The sequence below is a fragment of the Paenibacillus sp. FSL K6-1230 genome, assembly GCF_038002385.1.
Taxonomy (GTDB): Bacteria; Bacillota; Bacilli; order Paenibacillales; family Paenibacillaceae; genus Paenibacillus; species Paenibacillus massiliensis.
In genome coordinates this window covers 6,062,984-6,079,687 of record NZ_JBBOCK010000001.1, presented here as the reverse complement: position 1 = coordinate 6,079,687, position 16,704 = coordinate 6,062,984, and the positions used below count along the sequence as shown (strand labels likewise).

Genomic DNA, 16,704 nt, shown 5'->3' with positions numbered 1-16,704 from the left:
ACCCACCTTATAATAAAAGGGCCTGAAGCCGGGATACACTCTCCTTTGGCTTCAGGCTATTTGCATTGGATTATGAATCACACCACGGACTGCACCTGCCGGATATAGAAATACCTAACGATGACGAAGTATATGAACTGGATGAGACAGAAGATACCTAGCACGGAGGCGGATTCCCAGAATAGGGAGTATTCGAACATGTTCGACAAGGCTGTCAGGGCCACGGCACCGTGCACTAATGCTATTACAATGGGAGTGAAGAACAGCAGGGAAATTTGCTGTGTAAGCACATGGCTCAGCTCCTGCTTGCTCAGTCCCAGCTTGGCAATAGCTTTGAATTTCTCTTTATCCTCATCCAGATCGCTATAGAGACGGAAGTAGAGGAAGCTGCCAGCTGATACGAAGAATACAATGCCAATGAACAGGCCGATGAATAGGATGGGGGCATAGCCCTTGATCGTATCATCCAATTGATAGTCCCTCGGAAGGAATTGATATTGATCTCCATATTGCTTAAGCGTGCCCAGCAGGGCTTTACCTGCTGCAATAGCGCCGGGTTGTCCTGCTCTACCGTTCCACGCATAATAATGCTCTTGCTCGGCTGGCTTGCCTAACTGCGATTCGATATGATCTGGAACGATAAGATAGTGTAGTGAACCCGGCAGTAGATGGGATGTGACCTTCTGCTCTGCCCGGAGAGTGAGCTTGGATGATGTGATGAGCGGCTTGCTCAGCAGCTCGGAATCTTTCGGTGCAGCAAAACCGTAATCAGCCCCTACGACTATTGGAGCGTTGCCCGCAAGCTTGATCGGATCTGCCTGCATCAATCCGGCAAAGCGGTTATACTCTGATAAGCTGATCATCAAGATAGGTTGTTTTTGACCCTCGATCTGATAGTAATTCAGTCGGACATCGCCTCGCGTAGCCTGAATCTGCTCACGTTGAAGTGTCGATTCGATCAACTGCAGATGCATCTGCTGCTCAGTGTCTCCTTGCTTGGATACATAGTGGAAAATGTATGGGTTTATTTCAATGAGCGGCTTGGTCAGCACCGTGCGGAAGCCATACAATGAACCAATAGAACAGAAGGCGACAGTTGAGATAATGGCTACCAAGAAGAACGTACGTGCATTATCCTTCATGCGGTAGGACAGGTCCGAGAATAACAGCATGTTCGTCTTCTTCCAGAAGATTTGCTCCTTCGATTTGAGCTTGCGAATCAGATAGACGCTAAGCTGTGTGAAGAATAGATAAGTGGCGATGCATACCATGATGACTACAGGAACCAGCAGAAGTACCACTTCTACTCCCTTGGCCTTCATGGATAACGTATAACTAATGCCAATCAAGGCAACTACCAGTAGCGAGAGTAGTAGGGAAGCCTTGGGCTCTCCCTTGGATATCTTGTTGCTCTTGATCAATTGGATAAGCTTGCCGCTACGCAGCACCAACGCGATGAACAGAGAGATGAGCACGAACAGAATCAGAAATGCGATTAGTGTTACTGTGATAGCCTGCCACGGAATGTAGAAGGGCAGACTGCCCCCAAGCTGGAGAATGTTCTCTCCGAGTAGCAGGATGGCTTTGGCGAATATAAGTCCAAGCCCGATACCTCCTGCTGAGGCTGCGAGGCCGATCAGCATATTCTCCAGGAAGACCATGCGTCGCAGTTGCCCATCCGACATGCCCTGCAGCATCAAGAGACCGAACTCCCGCTTACGGGATTGCAGGAACGTACTCATGGAGTACAGCACGAAGAAGAAGGAGAATACATAGATAATCCATTTGGAGGAGGACAGGGCTGTAGCGGCACTGCCATGCACATTCTCTCCGCTGAGCATCGGATGATAAGCGAAGATCGAGAAGGTGAAGAACACCATTACCGTGAAGAGGCTGCTTAGGAAATAGGCGGCATAGAGACGCTTGTTCCTGAGGACATTATTAAATGCGAATTGACGAAATGTCATGGGTATGGCCTCCTAACAGTGACAGCGTATCGATAATCTTTTGGAAAAAGGTCTGTCGGTTATCGCCACGGTTAATTTCGGTATACAGCTGTCCGTCGCGGATGAAGATGACCCGGTGGCAGTAGCTTGCTGCCATAGCGTCATGAGTTACTAGCATCATGGTTGTGCGCTGCGTATGATTGATCCGCTCCAGCATTTCCATGACATCGCGCGCAGATTTGGAGTCCAGATTACCAGTAGGCTCATCCGCTAGCAGTAGCTTGGGCGTGTGAATCATTGCTCTGGCAATGGCTGCCCGTTGGGCCTGCCCGCCTGATATTTCGTATGTGCGCTTGTTCAGGATGCCAGTAATGCCTAGCTCATCGGCAATATTGCGAGCCTTCTCCTTCATATCCTGCACCTTGTGACCATCCAGGGTGAGAGGTAGAACCATATTCTCCTCTACCGTAAGAGTGTGCAGTAGATTGAAGTCCTGAAATACAAAGCCCAGCTCCCGCCGGCGAAATCGGGCCAATTCGTGCTTCTTCAGCTTCCCTGTGTCCCGGCCATCCACCAATATACTCCCGGTTGTTGGTTCATCAATGGTAGCAATCATATTTAGCAGTGTTGTCTTCCCGCTACCCGATGGTCCCATGATTCCGACGAATTCTCCCTCCTCAATGGTGAACTCGATATCCGTCAAGGCTCGATAAGCGATATTGCCAGTATAGATTTTACTAACTTTATTGACATTCAGCATGACAGCTTCCCCTTTCGTCAGCATGCCGCATAAGCCTCGCAAGATCAGCTACCCTAACAGGATGGACCTTCATCGCATCGACTATGCTGGCTGCCTTTCAGTTGTGCATCTATCAGATGTTCACAGTATAGTGCTGATGTCTCCATCTGAACCATCGAATCAGCTTTCACTTTTATTACATGCGTGTAAGGTTGGGGGTGCCTTCCATGCTTCGTTCCACTCGTTCAGGCGGATTCATGGTGGAAGGAGGAGAAGAGAATGCGGACGGTTGTCCTTTCGCCTTCTATGGATTCCAGCTCAATACGATGATCCAGGCGGTCAGCAGCCTCCTTCGTCAGATACAGACCCATGCCTGTAGATTCGCGGAAGCCTCGACCATTCGCCCCAGTGAAGAACGGGCTGAAGACACGCTTAAGATCCGCAGCCGGGATACCAACACCTTGATCCCGGACTTCGATGTAGGCCTGCTTCCCCTTCGCGCCAGAGGTAATGAGTACCTTGTCATGCTTTCCGGCGGAGTACTTGACCGCATTAATCACAATCTGCGAAATCATGAAGAAGAGCCATTTCTCATCAGTATCGACGCGAATGTCTTGTAGGGTACGAACCTCTGGATATACGTGACTGCGAATGAATAATCGCTTGTTATCATGCAGCACCTCGTTGACGAGCTTGGCCAAGGTCACGGATCGGACGTGAAAGTCCTGCTCAAAGCTACGCAGCCGGGCCATGTACAGGACGGTGTTCAGATTGGAGCGCATTTGCTCCAGCTCTGCACGAATGCTCGCTCCCTCAGGCTCATCCATCTGTTGTACGGTTAGCTCGATGACCGACAGAGGGGTCTTCATCTGATGCACCCATTGGTCCATGAAGGTCAGATGCTGACTTTGCTGTGCCTGGGCATGGTTCAGCTGGGTCTGGTAGTGCTTGTATTGGGTATGCAGTAGCAGCTCCAAAGCTTCGGAGATCGGTGCTGTGTCCATGGTGCGGAAGGAGGCATCCAGCTTGAGCATAGGTTCACTCAGACGCTGATAGTAGCGACGTCGGCTGATGTAGTGGTAGATAAGATAGCAACTGAGCAGGAATATTCCAAGGAAGATAGAGTAGAGCGCTGGCCGAAGATTACGGTAGCCGTCCATCCAATAGATGGACAATATGAGTACAAACTGAAGGCATTGCACTACAACCAATAAGGCGTGCTCTCGCAGGAATAATCTCATCGCTCCTCCTCCTGCAGCCAGGAGGTATTCAGCCGGTACCCTGTACCGCGCACGGTCTCAACAGCATCCTCGACGCCCAGCTCCTGGAATTTTTTGCGGACCCGAGTGATATTGACGTTCAGTGTATTCTCATCTACGAAGGCTTGGTCGTCCCACAGCTTCTCCAGCAGAGCTTCTCTACTAGCTACCCGGGGATGGCGTTCCATCAGGCTCTCGATAATATCGGATTCCTTGCGTGTCAATGTCACGGTTCGGTAATCCAGACTCAATTCCAGTCGCTCTGGGTAGAGGCGTAGCCCGGCCTTCTCTAGTATCTGCTCCGTATGTTGAGCGGCATATTCTCCATAGGCACGACGCAGATGGCTGCGGATCTTGGCCATCACGACTCCATAATGAAAGGGCTTCGTTATATAATCATCTGCCCCGTTCTCCAGCGCCATGATCTGATCCATCTCACCAGCACGAGCGGAGATGAACAATACTGGGCACGTAGAGACAGCCCTGATCTGTCGGCACCAATAGTAGCCATCGTAACTGGGCAGATTCACATCCAGCAGGACCAGATCAGGGGAGTGGGTGTGGAATTCATCCAGTACATGCTCGAACCGGTGGGGCTGAACCACTTCATAGCCATACTTTGATATATGTGATTGCAGCAATTCTGCAATTTTGGGGTCATCCTCGACGATCATAATTTTTTGCATCACATAGAACGCTCCTTATTTAGCAAGGTGTACTTGTACTCATATATCTTAACCTTACATCGTACAATTGTACTGATCATATTCAGCATGAATCTACGGACTATTATAACATTCGTGTGCAAAACGTATCGATCAAGTCCATCGTGGGCGGACAGGTATGCTGTGAGAGATGTCCCTCCACTAGCTGCTGCGGCGGTTATTAACATATAGGCTAGACAAGTATGCTAAAAATCCTTGAAACCTGTCCGCAGAAGGTGTACTATACATGTTACCGTCAAAATGCATTTTGTCTGATTCGTGAGATGCAGACAAGACAAAATGCCAGCTCATATAATCTTGGGGATATGGCCCAAAAGTTTCTACCGGATGACCATTGCAATCGTCCGACTATGAGTGATAGCGTATCTAGGGTTCCGTTTCTTTGCCGTGGGCAGGGAAGGGCTGGTCCGAGCGATACGGGCACAGGATGACTGTGCTACACCTACAGGGACAAAAACCCAGAAGGACAGGTTCACTTGAGCGAAGTACGTCAAGGGATCTGTCCTTTTTTGCGTTTTCTGGACAACTGCACATAGAAGGAGAGAGATTCGAGCATGAAAGTATTACAAGAGCGTATTCGCCAGGAAGGCGAGATTCTGTCCGATACGGTCCTGAAGGTAGACTCCTTCCTGAATCATCAGGTGGATCCCATGCTGGCTTTGGAGATTGGAAGGGAGTTCAGTCGCAGGTTCCGGGACGAGCAGATTACCAAGGTACTGACCATTGAAGCGAGCGGGATTCAATTCGCCATGGCGACGGCGATTGATCTTCAGGTTCCATTTGTCTATGCCAAGAAGAAGAAGGCAATTACACAAGGTGAGCAGGTATTCTCTGCACCTGTCCACTCATTTACCAAAGGCGAGACCTATCAGATCAGCCTTGCACGCAAATACCTGACCTCGGGGGATAAAGTGCTGATCGTCGATGATTTCCTGGCTACGGGTGCTGCCTTGGTAGGTCTGGCAGATATGGTTGCTGAGTCAGGTGCTGAACTTGTCGGCGTTGGCTGTGTCATCGAGAAGAGCTTCCAGGAGGGACGCGGATTGCTGGAGGAGAGAGGCATTCGAGTGCACTCACTGGCGCGTATCGCTTCGATGTCCCCCGGACAGATTGAGTTTATAGAAGAAGAGATGTACATCTATTGAGTCGTAAGAAAGAGATATCTATATAAGGCAAGTAACTGCACAAGATAAGTAACTGCACAAGATAAGTAACTGTACAAGATAAGTAACTGTGTAAAAAAGAGTACTGGTGAGTTCGATTGAATTAGAGGAGAAGTGAACGTGAATATGTTAAGTAGACAAAAGATTTTCGCACTAGGCTTCCAGCATGTCATGGCGATGTATGCCGGTGCTATTGCGGTGCCGCTCATTGTAGGTGGAGCTTTGGGACTGACACCTGCCCAGATGGCTTATCTGGTCGCAGCAGACCTGTTCACCTGCGGGCTGGCAACACTGCTGCAGATTATGCGCAGCAAGTATTTCGGCAGCGGTCTTCCGGTGGTATTGGGTTGTACCTTTACAGCGGTGGGACCCATTATCGCCATTGCTTCAACCTCGAACCTTGCGACGGCCTATGGCGCCATTATACTATCCGGGTTATTCGTCGTGCTGTTCGCACCACTATACGGGAAGCTGCTTCGCTTCTTCCCAACTGTAGTGACGGGCTCTGTCGTTACCATCATTGGGCTTACACTTATTCCGGTAGCGATGAACAATGTAGCAGGTGGTCAAAATATGCCCGATTTCGGCGAACCACGCAATCTGTTGCTGGCTCTGGCTACACTAGTGATCATACTGCTGGTTAATCGACTGGCTACAGGCTTCCTGCGTGCCGTCTCCGTCCTGCTGGGCTTGGCTGTCGGTACCGCTATGGGCTACTTCATGGGTATTGTTAGCTTTGAAGCTGTTGGCTCGGCGTCCTGGATTAGCATTGCACAGCCCTTTTACTTCGGTAAGCCCGAATTCAGCGTGATGGCTATTATTACGATGATTATCGTGAATATCGTCAGTATGGTGGAATCGACGGGTGTGTATCTTGCAGTTGGGCGTGCTACTGATCAGAAGGTAGAGCAGCGTCAGATTGTGAACGGACTTCGCTCAGAGGGAGCGGCGATTATGCTCGGTGGCCTTCTGAATGCATTCCCGTATACCGCGTTCTCTCAGAACGTTGGCCTCATTACCTTGACGCGAGTGAAGACACGCAAGGTAATCTTCGCGGCGGGCGCAATTATGGTCGTGCTTGGGCTGCTGCCCAAGCTGGCCGCATTAACGACGGTGATTCCTAATGCTGTTCTGGGCGGAGCCATGATTGTGATGTTCGGCTCGGTAGCTGCGGCGGGTGTATCTATCCTGTCCGAAGTGAATCTGCGCAAGGAGAGCAATCTGCTTATCGTGGCTTGCAGTATTGCCGTGGGTCTTGGTTCAGCTGCCGTGCCGCAAATGTTCGATCAGGTGCCGGAGTGGCTCAAGATGCTCCTGCAAAGCGGCATTGTGACAGGTTCCATTACAGCGATTGTATTGAACATATTCCTTGGCAATCGTGGAGAGGAGCCAGAGGTGTCGACCTCGGATCTGCCAGCTCCAGATGCGCCTGCTACGAATTAAAGAGCGTATCGGATAGATGAATAAGCTTATAAGTTTATAAACGTATGGACGAAGCTTATAGAAGCTTGTACTTGTACTAGGATAAAACCGTTGTGATTGCGGCTCATGGCTGTGATCACAACGGTTTTTTTTGCTAAATAGGACTTCACCAGCTCCAAGTGTGTTTATAGTACAGATAAGCTCCACTTTATTCCTTGGCATTCCAATTTACTCATGGCATCCACCTCAACTTTGAGGCCTCAGACTCATCTAGCCTGTCTTGCCTCTAGGCTACCTAGAATAGTCTCTTCAACTCTACTCCGCTGCTTCTACTCCGTAGACCTCTCTGTACAAAATTCCCCGATAGTCCTTGAACTGCTGCGGCGTTAGTGGAGAGGGATAGCTCATGATAAGCAGCTTCAATTCATCCGCATTCTGGCGAAGTGGAGGCTGCACATAGTCGAATGCATTGAGACAAAAGCCAAGTCGTTCATAGAATCCGATGCGTCGCTTAGCCATCTCTTCCTCCGGTGGCTCTACCTCCAGAATAATCGGTCCCTCTGCTTCTCTCTCCTGTATGAACTGTTGAATCATGCGTGCCCCGACACCTCCCCCTCTTAGCGTGGGGTCTACTGCCAGATGCTCAATGAATGAGAACCCCGGCAGTCTCCACCCGGCTAGGAGGGCGGTAACTCTACCGGATGCGTCTTGCTCTGTATGAAGGGAATAGAAGGCATGATGTAACAGCTGCTGTTGATGCTCGAATATACGGAATTCGCTCTCTGGAAAGGATAGCTCCATGAGCTGATACACTTCTGTGAATGGTGTGTAATTCATAGTGGATGTCACGTCTCCATTTTGTAATGTGATTGTGATAAATATGATTTTGAATCGCGCCCCGTAAGTTTATTGTAACGCAAAAAGCCCTTCCTGACCCCTGACGGAGCCATGGAAGGACTTGAATTAGTGTATTCTATACTCGTCCTACATATTCTACGATGTACAGTACGGGCTACAGTATGGCTCACGAAGACGGCTTGTCCGGTGCGAGCTGAATGACTGTAAGGATGCTCAACATAAGTGAGCGGTATAATGGTCAGGCGCGGATAGCTGAGTATACCCCATTTAACACCTCATGGGCGGGTGCGCCGTTCATGTTTTTCGAAATGACTCTTGTCTTGGCGAAGTCACATTCCTTGGATAGCTCCGCGGCCAGGGCTTTCTCACCTGTGAAGATGAGCTCCTGCCAACGCTTTTGCTTGGAGAAACGCTGCAATACAGGGATGATTCGTTTCATCCAGCGCTGTTTATTCACGGCGATCCGCTCATCGTAGTTCTCCTTCTGAGTCCGACCTGACACTTTCTTGACGCTCTCGGCACCGATATGCTCACGCCAATTCTCCGTCTGACTGTCCCAATCGAAGCGATACTCCTGATGAATGTTGCCGAGCAGAGTATCCAGCACCCGGATATGGTCACTACCGACCTGAATGACACCTGCAGCCGGATATTGAGTGAATACCTCGTTCATCTCATCAAGATGGGGAGAAGACTCCCAGTAGAACGCATTGGGGAGCTGCACCTGCAGCTTCTCCAGAAAATACAGATCGCCGGAGGAGCTTGCAATGACAATAAGCCCTTTCTTTAGCGTTGTGCGATGACTGTTGATGTCCTTCTCGACCTTGGCACAGAGTCGCTTGAGCGTCTTCTGCTGCTCAGAACTTTCTCCTGAATGAGAGTACTCCATGAGCTTCTTCAGCCCATTCTTCAGACGTAGCGGCCATTCGGCGTTGGCACCATTGGCGGTCTCGGTATTGAGATAGATGGTCAGGAAGCATTCGGATGAAGATTGTTCATACTGCTGAACGGCCTTCCACTTATCAATCCATTTCATGTATGCATCATCCTCCTTAAGCTTGATTACCACACATGAATAAAAGTAAACAAGCTAGTTATAGAATACAAATATGGAAAAACGGAGGGAAATAGAGCCTGGACTACCATGGTGGAGGAATAGGTTGATTAGAGGCAAGTCGACAAAATTTTTCAGGGTGCAATCCGCTATAAAAGTTCCAGAGGTCTGTGTTCAATCTGGCCTAAGGTCCAGTAGGGAATCCGTGCGCAGGTCTGTTCTTGAGCAGCAGGGTTGGAATTTATAATTAGCCTCAGTTCGTTGTAATGAGGTGAATCGGTAATGAATCACAATAGGGAAAAGGTTCGGCACATTCACAAGCGCGATGAGGCCAGTCTATATGTCCTTCTGACAGACACTGGCACATGGTTCAGCACGCTCATCAAGCAGGTAACGTCGGCACCATACAATCATGCGTCGTTGTCGCTGGATGCCAATCTGAAGAATCTATACAGCTTTGGACGGAAGCGGCCCTATAATCCGTGGGTAGCGGGCTTCGTCCGCGAGGACGTGTATGGGGGGGTCTATCGGCGCTTTCCACATACGAGGTGTATGCTGCTTCGTCTGCCCGTCAGTTATGGACAGAAGGAGAAGACAGCGGGCCTGCTGGAAGCCTTTGAGGAGCGTGAGGGTGTCTATCGGTACAATCTGGTAGGGCTATTCGGTGTATTGCTGAACTTTAGTGTTGAGCGGGACAATGCATTTTTTTGCTCGCAATTTGTGGCAGAGGTACTTGGACGGACAGGAATCCAGCTGTGGGAGCGTTCATCTGGGCTGGTAACACCGTTTGATTTTGGTTGTCATCCTGCATTTGAGATCATCTACGAAGGGTATCTGTATGATTACGCAGGACTGGATCAATCGCAGTTCCATGAGAATTGTCCTGTATCCGTTCAAGCATTGTAGCGCACAAAATAGAGCTTAAGAAGTAGGTCCCTCCCTTGGAGGGGGATGGACTACTACTTTGGTACCATGTGACCGTATGCTTAAGTAGTGGATATATTCGACTAGAGAAGTATAAGATATGGGTCTTGGCATCCCATCCATAAATATTTTTATTCCTTTTACTTTTGTTCAACCTTCCGTAGATATGCTTTATAGTAATCTAAAAGGAGGGCGTGTATGATTACAATTCTTATCGTTGAAGATGATGAGATGGTGCGTCTTTTGACGAAAGCGAAGCTGGGCCCGTTATATAAAATCAAAGAAGCAGCTGATGGCAAAGAAGCGTTGGAGGTTCTCGACCGCGAACATATTGATCTGCTCATCGTGGATATTCAGATGCCAAACATGAATGGGTATGACCTGGTGCGGTCCCTGCGGAATGTCAACGATATGACGCCTGTGATCATGCTGACGGCCATGAACACCTTTGCCCACAAAAAAGAGGGATTTGCCTCGGGCGTGGATGATTACATGACGAAGCCTATCGACTATGAGGAACTTATTTGGCGTATAGAGGCACTGCTGCGGCGAGCACAGATTGCCAACGAAAAGCGAATTGTGATCGGTAACCTCTCGATGGAGCAAAACACCTTTTCCGCTAAGTATAACGAAGAGACCATTCCACTAACAAACAAGGAATTTGAACTGCTGTACAAGTTTCTCTCCTATCCCAATGTCGTATTCACCAAACAGCAGTTGATGGATGAGATTTGGGGTTACGATTCCGAAACGGAGTACGATACTATCAAAACCTATATCAGCCGTCTGCGTAACAAGTTTTCGATGTGCAAGGAATTCGAGTTGGTATCCATTCGGGGGCTAGGATATAAAGCGGTCATCCATAAGATGGGAGGCGGCCATGAAACGGTATAAACAAGACGAAGTCTTTAGGCTGGTTCAATTCCGGTGGGTTCTCATTGCAGATGCAATCGTAGTTGTCGGCGGAGTGATGGCCTATGGGCTTATCGCTACATACTGGCTGGGCATGACGAGAGATAACGCTTTTTCCATGCTGGCAATCATCCCGCTTATGATGATTGCTGTCGGTTTGGGAACATTTTTTACGCTACGATCCGTCCGCAGGAAAATGGGTGATCTGTTGATTGGAATAAAAGAAGTATCCAACGGCAATCTAGAGGTGCGGTTAGACAGCAGAAAGGCGGAAGAATATGCACCCATCTATGATGGATTTAATCGCATGACTTCAGAACTGAAAAACACAAAGGCAGAGATGCAGAACTTTGTGAATGAGTTCTCTCATGAATTCAAAACGCCGATTACTTCAATCTCCGGATTTGCCCAACACCTTATTGATACAGGAGATGGCATTGAGAGCCCAGAACGGATTCAGTATCTTCAGGTCATTGCCGATCAATCCCTTCGTTTGTCTGCTCTATCTCATAACATGCTTCTGCTTTCCAAGGTCGAAGCCTGCGAGATCATCACTGAAAAAGAAGCATTCGATTTATCTGAGCAAATAAAACGTTGTGTAATCCTGCTGCTTCCGAAAATTGAACAGAAGAAGATTGAGCTGGAGCTGGATGTAGACGATATATTTTATGTGGGCAATGCGGAGCTGATCGAACAGGTATGGATCAATCTGCTTAGCAACGCCATCAAATTCACCCCTGAATATGGGGAAATCAAAATCTCCGCCAAATGCACCTCAGATCAGCTTACGCTTACATTTTCAGACAGTGGCGTGGGCATGGACGAAGCAACCGCCGCGCGTATCTTTGAGAAATACTACCAACACGATACAACCTCCACTGTGCGGGGGAACGGTATTGGCCTGTCCATTGTTTTACGTATTATCTCCCTGTGTGGCGGTAAGATTCGTGTAGAGAGTACACCACAGGAGGGAAGTACCTTTATCATCGAGCTTCCCATTTAATAAGTGCATTATAAACGAGTGCAGTATAAATGAGTGCAGTATAAATGAGTGCAATATAATAGAGATAAAAAACAGTTGAAGCACAAACCTTGGTGAAGGTTCGTGCTTCAACTGTTTTTGCTTAAGCACACTTATCATGAAAGAATCGGTTTGATTTTACTTTGGTTCAACCTTCGCAGGCTAAGATACGAATATCAACAAGAAAGGAAGTACCTTTGTTCGACGACCCGCTGTCTGGTAGGCAGTAAGTCTATTAATCTGATGAAATTATGAGAGGAGAATCATTATGAACAAAAATATAACGAAGGTGTTGGTGGCGGGTGCGACAGCCTTGGCCATCATGGTTGTTGCTGTGGGGTGTGGAGCGAAAACGGGCTCGGGTCCTGCTGTGAGTGCGGCAAGTTCGATCCCAAGTGAGTCTGCGGTCGTTATTTCTGATTCCTATGATAATACTGAGGAGCTGTCGGCTACTTTTCCGGTCATCAACCCTACTCCTATTGACACACAAATGGGGAAAAACATTCAGAATAGACTGCTGAATGGGTTTGAAAACTGGAACAGAGGCTATGATGCATGGGAAACCTGGGGCGACATTCTGTATACTGAGGATTCCCTGTACAACGTTCATGGTGTGAAGCTCACCTTGAAGGAATATCAGGATTCCATGAATGCGACGCTGCAGTCCAGCGACATTCAAATGGGCAACTTCAATAATATGATCATCTCCGGTGACTGGGCTGCGATTCGCTACGATATTTCAACGACCAACAGACAGACCCAAAAAACTTCAGATGGAAGTGTGATGGAGTTTGTGCACTTCAAGGACTATGGAGATGAGCTGGGCACTCGAGTTGTGGAAGGCTGGGCAGGAACAAAGGGTGCAGATTTTGCTGGTCTGACGACCTTCCAGACTGACGCTGCGAAGACGGCGCAGCAGGCGGCATTGGATGCCATCGTGAATGCGACGATCCCTGATACAACGGATCTTGTAGCCAAGTATCCTGTTACCTATCCTACGCCGATCGAAGATGATATGGCTAAGGATATTCAACAGGCCATATTGAACGATTTTGAAAATTGGAATAAAGGGATGGATGCTTGGACGGAAGGCGCAGATTCCTATTATGACAGCAACCTGCAGTACCATACGAATGATACAACCATGACTCTTGAGGAATACAAGGCTTCCGTCAAGAACGCTTCTGAATCTACCGAAGTAAAGCGTATTCGCTTTGATAGTATGATAATCAGTGGAGATTGGGCCGCCATTCATTACAGAATTACCAATCAGGACACGAAGACTGGCGAGAAGACTGCCGGTGATGTGATGCAGTTCTTGCATTTCGCGAAGGACGGCGACAGCGTGAAAGTGATTGAAAGCTGGACCAAATAATAAGCCCATCTATGTTTGACTACACAAAAACAAATTATTAAAGTCAAGGACAAGGATGATGAGCGCTGCGTCAAAGTCGCTAATTACAAGTCCAGATTTGCCTGACAAGCAGAAAACATAGCAACCACGCGAAGTGTCTGACAACAGATTCTTCACGTGGTTTCTTTACATTAGATCAATGTTTACTATTGTATATCCCTAGTGCCACAGCATGATTGAGTTCCATTTCAAGTCCTCCTGCCGTATAATGAAGTCGATTTTAATTTCATACAACTCACACTCAGCATATCGTATGAATCAGGCCCATTCCTGATGATTTCTGCTGTGTTTTCCCCTTGGGCAATTAGGGGATGCTGAGGGATAACATATTGGCTATTCGGAAGGACAGTGCATTGTGAAGAACATACTTTTTATTAATACCGGGGGGACTATTTCATCCTCTCACCAAGAGCATGGATTAACCCCGACGCAATCGGCAGATAACATTCTGGAGCAGATTCCCCAGCTGCGCACGATCTGTCACATTGATGCGCATGATCTTATGAGCATGGACAGCACGAATACGCAGCCAGAGGACTGGGTGCTGATGGCGCGACTGGTGCGAGATTCGTTGCCGAAGTACGACGGGATTGTCATTGCACACGGTACAGATACGATGGCCTACACCGCCTCAGCACTGAGCTTCATGCTGGGTGCGCTGGATAAGCCGGTAGTATTGACCGGATCACAGGTGTCTATTCTGGCCGAGAATAGCGACTCGCAAAGGAATATCATTGATTCCTTCGTGACAGCCTGCAGTGAAGCAGCAGGTGTGTTCGTTGTATTTAATGGCAAGATTATCAACGGCCCGCGCTCCTCGAAGATCCGCACGCGTAGCTACAATGCCTTTGAGAGCATTAACTATCCTTATATTGGACTCGTGGAGCAGGGCACGATTGATTTCACGGAGGGGCTGTTGCCTGCTGCACCCATGGACCATGTATATAATGAGAGCTACTCGGCGGGCGTATTCCTGCTGCGCCTGATCCCGGGCACGAACCCGGGGATCTTCGACGCGATTCAAGCTCTTGGCTATCAAGGGATTGTCATCGAGGGCTTCGGTATGGGCGGTGTGCCATTCAAGGAGCGAAGTCTGATCGACAAGATTGAGCAGCTCATGAAAGCGGGCATTAGCATAGCCGTGACGACTCAGTGTCCGTATGAAGGTGGCGATCTTACGATCTATGAGGTCGGCCAGAAGGTGCTGGAGAAGGGGGTTATCCCCGGCTATGATATGACGACAGAAGCACTTGTGACCAAAATGATGTGGGCACTCGGTCAGTCCACGGATTCGAAGGAGGTTGCCCGCATCATGGCAACCAACTATGCGAATGAAGTGACCATTCCGAATTCGTGACGCCAAGCTGAGCTTCTCGGGCACTAGCGATCATCATTTAGCGTCCGACCAAGGTTAGAGACTATTCTTCTCATCGTCCATTACCTCATGCTTCGGGTGGGAACCATACCCGCCGCAGATCCACCCATCCCTGACTGTTGAAGGTAACGCCGCGCAGGGAGGGGAGGAATGCGGTCTGTACTGGATGCTCATATAAAATATACAGCTGATGCTCCTTCATTAGCAGCTCCTCAATCGTCCGAAAGCCGGTATCTCTCGCAGCTGCGTCGGGCTCACGAATGATGGCTTCCAGCCTGGATCGGATGTCTGTACGAGTATGTGGCTCGACATGCTCGCTAATGGTCGAATACAGATCGTACAGGCGAAGCTGCTCGTCGCGGTCCCGAATGAGCGAGAAGACGATCAGATCGGCTTCCAGCCGGATGGGCCCCTTGAATTCCTCAGCCGAGGAAGAAAAGACCTGACAGGCATAACCACATGCCTGAAGACTTACAGCAACCTGTTCCGCATCCGCCTTGTAATGATTAATGGTGGCAATGCGCAGCGGCTCGAGGGCTTGCTCCTTATTATTGGTAGTCGAGGGTGCCTTTTGCTGCGCGGCTGATTTCGTCGTTGACTTTGCTGCTTCCTCAGCTACCATAGTCCCTCTCTTCAGACCATTCCATATGGCGGCTCGTATGGCCGGATCGCTCAGCGGTCCGGTCTTTTTGGTGTTGAAGGTCACGAATTTGCGGACAGATACATCCGAGTGAATCTGACTCCAGGCAGCGGAATCCCTCACGGCTGGATTGTGAATAACGTGGAAAGGAGAGAGTGGCTCGTTAGACCCTGCCTCCATGTCGATCCCGGTGTCGACCTCACCAGTCGAGCCTTCTGTCATCTGCCAGGGAACATGTACAATCTCAACTCGATCCAGATGAGCGCGTTCCTGATAATAATGCTTGAACACCTCCAGCACACACAGATTGTCGTTCATCTCGCGCAGCTGGAACGGGCCGCTCCCAATGGGTCGCTGTCCGAATTGCTTGTCACCGAGCTGATCCAGGTCTCGGGGTACAATAGCCGCCCGGCTAGTACACAGAAAAGGCAGAAATAGCTCATTCGGCTCCTTCAGCTCCATGGTCACCATGTAGGGATGGAGTGCACGAACTGATTGCAGTTGCTTGAATATCGCGCTGTACAGCATCCGCTGCGAGGTCTGCATTAATCGTTCGAACGTATAGACCACGTCATAGGCAGTCAGCATTTTACCATTGTGAAACAGCACCTCCTTGCGCAGATAAAAGGTATACAGCTTGCGCGAAGCATCTGTCTCCCATGCATGGGCAATGCCAGGCACCAGCCCTCCAGTGGTGTTCGACTTGCGGACCAGGCCGTCAAAGATATGGCTGGACACGAAGGATTCAGCAAGTAGATTCATGTAAAGTGGATCGACCGTATGCAATTGCTGCCGAATCGGCAACCGTAGCATGTCGATCTGCTTGTTGCTGCGAACCTCCGAGTGACGTCCGAAATAGGTCATGAACCAGCCCTGCAGCCGTTCCTGCAATGTAGCCGACGGAGAGTGTGATTGTAGTTGGTCCATGGCTCGCTGAATATCGCGACGATTGATGGCCTGCATCATCGACTGGACGGCGATCTCCTCAGGTCGGGTCAGGAACGTTAAGGTAGACCGACGTCCGCGTCCGCGCTGCGGTGTCCAGCGAATCCAGCCCATCTGGGCCATCCGGTTGATGATCGTGAGAGCATTACGATGGGTGCAGTCAAAGGTTACAGCCAGCTCGTCCATCGTAACGAAAATTTCATTATTTTCCCCATAACGGGCGTGAAGCCTTAGAAATTGGCTATGTAATTTCATCCTCGTGTTCACTCCTAAAATAGGAAGTTTGTCATCTTTTTTCTTCTCTTTA

14 protein-coding genes and 1 riboswitch are annotated in these 16,704 nt (G+C 49.1%); of the genes, 7 read left to right on the top strand and 7 right to left on the bottom strand.

Translation table 11 applies throughout. From position 1 onward, the window contains the following. Positions 1 to 77 precede the first annotated feature (77 nt). The 4 genes from MKX74_RS26850 to MKX74_RS26835 all read right to left on the bottom strand — a co-directional run bounded on the left by MKX74_RS26850 (position 78) and on the right by MKX74_RS26835 (position 4,630). The gene (locus MKX74_RS26850) at positions 78 to 1,967 is read right to left on the bottom strand and encodes an ABC transporter permease (RefSeq protein ID WP_341180360.1); all 1,890 of its coding nucleotides are present in this window, start codon (positions 1,965 to 1,967) and stop codon (positions 78 to 80) included. Continuing rightward, complete coding sequence (locus tag MKX74_RS26845; RefSeq protein ID WP_341180672.1) at positions 1,942 to 2,706, bottom strand: ABC transporter ATP-binding protein; 765 nt, start codon at positions 2,704 to 2,706, stop codon at positions 1,942 to 1,944. Before MKX74_RS26845 ends, MKX74_RS26850 begins: the two co-directional genes overlap by 26 nt. Before the next feature lie 224 nt (positions 2,707 to 2,930). After that, the gene (locus tag MKX74_RS26840; RefSeq protein WP_341180359.1) at positions 2,931 to 3,926 is read right to left on the bottom strand and encodes a sensor histidine kinase; all 996 of its coding nucleotides are present in this window, start codon (positions 3,924 to 3,926) and stop codon (positions 2,931 to 2,933) included. Continuing rightward, a complete protein-coding gene (locus MKX74_RS26835) occupies positions 3,923 to 4,630 on the bottom strand; it encodes a response regulator transcription factor (RefSeq protein ID WP_341180358.1) in 708 nt (235 codons plus the stop codon). Before MKX74_RS26835 ends, MKX74_RS26840 begins: the two co-directional genes overlap by 4 nt. A gap of 306 nt (positions 4,631 to 4,936) precedes the next feature. Beyond that, positions 4,937 to 5,040: riboswitch (purine riboswitch) on the top strand. Positions 5,041 to 5,223: 183 nt separating this feature from the next. Between MKX74_RS26835 and MKX74_RS26830 the strand changes: the two genes are divergently transcribed. Together MKX74_RS26830 and MKX74_RS26825 are read left to right on the top strand one after the other, a co-directional pair. Then, positions 5,224 to 5,814, top strand: coding sequence for a xanthine phosphoribosyltransferase (locus tag MKX74_RS26830; protein WP_341180357.1), 591 nt, complete (start codon positions 5,224 to 5,226; stop codon positions 5,812 to 5,814). A 144-nt stretch (positions 5,815 to 5,958) separates the two neighbouring features. Then, positions 5,959 to 7,275, top strand: a complete 1,317-nt coding sequence (locus tag MKX74_RS26825; RefSeq protein WP_341180671.1) for a nucleobase:cation symporter-2 family protein — start codon at positions 5,959 to 5,961, stop codon at positions 7,273 to 7,275. A 294-nt stretch (positions 7,276 to 7,569) separates the two neighbouring features. Here MKX74_RS26825 and MKX74_RS26820 read toward each other — a convergent pair whose 3' ends face one another. Then, the gene (locus tag MKX74_RS26820; protein ID WP_341180356.1) at positions 7,570 to 8,091 is read right to left on the bottom strand and encodes a GNAT family N-acetyltransferase; all 522 of its coding nucleotides are present in this window, start codon (positions 8,089 to 8,091) and stop codon (positions 7,570 to 7,572) included. A gap of 259 nt (positions 8,092 to 8,350) precedes the next feature. Further along, the gene (locus MKX74_RS26815) at positions 8,351 to 9,148 is read right to left on the bottom strand and encodes a VLRF1 family aeRF1-type release factor (RefSeq protein ID WP_341180355.1); all 798 of its coding nucleotides are present in this window, start codon (positions 9,146 to 9,148) and stop codon (positions 8,351 to 8,353) included. Positions 9,149 to 9,448: 300 nt separating this feature from the next. Here MKX74_RS26815 and MKX74_RS26810 point away from each other — a divergent pair, with 300 nt between their 5' ends. The 5 genes from MKX74_RS26810 to MKX74_RS26790 all read left to right on the top strand — a co-directional run bounded on the left by MKX74_RS26810 (position 9,449) and on the right by MKX74_RS26790 (position 14,794). Then, positions 9,449 to 10,072 carry a hypothetical protein gene (locus tag MKX74_RS26810; RefSeq protein WP_341180354.1) on the top strand — a complete coding sequence of 208 codons (624 nt, stop codon included), beginning with the start codon at positions 9,449 to 9,451 and terminating at the stop codon, positions 10,070 to 10,072. A gap of 216 nt (positions 10,073 to 10,288) precedes the next feature. Further along, complete coding sequence (locus MKX74_RS26805) at positions 10,289 to 10,984, top strand: response regulator transcription factor (protein ID WP_341180353.1); 696 nt, start codon at positions 10,289 to 10,291, stop codon at positions 10,982 to 10,984. Further along, positions 10,971 to 12,005 (top strand): HAMP domain-containing sensor histidine kinase, encoded by a 1,035-nt coding sequence (locus MKX74_RS26800; RefSeq protein WP_341180352.1) that lies wholly within the window; start codon positions 10,971 to 10,973, stop codon positions 12,003 to 12,005. The genes MKX74_RS26805 and MKX74_RS26800 overlap by 14 nt, the downstream gene beginning before the upstream one ends. Before the next feature lie 286 nt (positions 12,006 to 12,291). Then, complete coding sequence (locus MKX74_RS26795; RefSeq protein ID WP_341180351.1) at positions 12,292 to 13,398, top strand: nuclear transport factor 2 family protein; 1,107 nt, start codon at positions 12,292 to 12,294, stop codon at positions 13,396 to 13,398. A 394-nt stretch (positions 13,399 to 13,792) separates the two neighbouring features. Then, a complete protein-coding gene (locus MKX74_RS26790) occupies positions 13,793 to 14,794 on the top strand; it encodes an asparaginase (protein ID WP_341180350.1) in 1,002 nt (333 codons plus the stop codon). Between the two features lie 85 nt (positions 14,795 to 14,879). Here the strand turns inward: MKX74_RS26790 and MKX74_RS26785 are convergent, their stop codons facing one another. Further along, positions 14,880 to 16,652 carry an ABC transporter substrate-binding protein gene (locus tag MKX74_RS26785; RefSeq protein ID WP_341180349.1) on the bottom strand — a complete coding sequence of 591 codons (1,773 nt, stop codon included), beginning with the start codon at positions 16,650 to 16,652 and terminating at the stop codon, positions 14,880 to 14,882. Positions 16,653 to 16,704 lie beyond the last annotated feature (52 nt).